Raw genomic sequence first — 607 nt, forward strand, 5'->3', positions numbered from 1 at the left:
GCGCCGATCCAGACCAGCGCGAGCGGCCTGAGGTGCAGCATCTGCGCGAGCGCGCCGGCCTCGCACCCCATGCCGAGGGCTGTCATCAGCACCAGCGCCAGCGCCCGCGAGCCGCTCGTGAACACCGTCATGCACCCGATCTGCGCGGGCGTGACCCTTGCCCCGCCCTCCACGCGCCCCCGTACTGCCCCACCCGTCAGCCCCCCGCCCCCCGTCGCCTCGCCCCCCGCCTACCCCGGCCGCCTCCCGCCCCCCACCCCCGCCCGCCCCCCTCCCCTCGCACCCCTCGCCCCCTCCCCCCGTCCCCTCCCTTCCACCCCCACGGCCGCCCCCTCGCCCCGCCGCACACGCCGCCCTCCCGCGCGCGCCCCTGCGATCATCCCACCCACGCCCGTCCCTCCCACCCCCCCACGCCGCACGCGTCGCCTCCCCCTCCCCGTCCCCGCCCTCCCCTTCCTGCCCTCCCCACTCCCTCATTCTTTCGCCCCACCGCACTCCCTGTGCCCTCCACCGCCCAGCTGCTCCTCTCCGCTTCTCGTCCTCCTTTCCCCCGCCACCCTCCCTCCCCGCTCCCCCGCACGCTCCCACCTCCTCCTCGTCATCGCCT

The 607-nt window shown here is 77.4% G+C and carries 1 pseudogene; it reads right to left on the reverse strand.

Annotated elements, in window-relative coordinates:
- Positions 1–224 (reverse strand): annotated as a pseudogene (locus tag A6V37_RS42730) (hypothetical protein); the annotation flags it as partial.
- Positions 225–607: the final 383 nt, after the last annotated feature.

This window comes from Paraburkholderia ginsengiterrae, from assembly GCF_001645125.1.
In the GTDB taxonomy this organism is placed as follows: domain Bacteria; phylum Pseudomonadota; class Gammaproteobacteria; order Burkholderiales; family Burkholderiaceae; genus Paraburkholderia; species Paraburkholderia ginsengiterrae.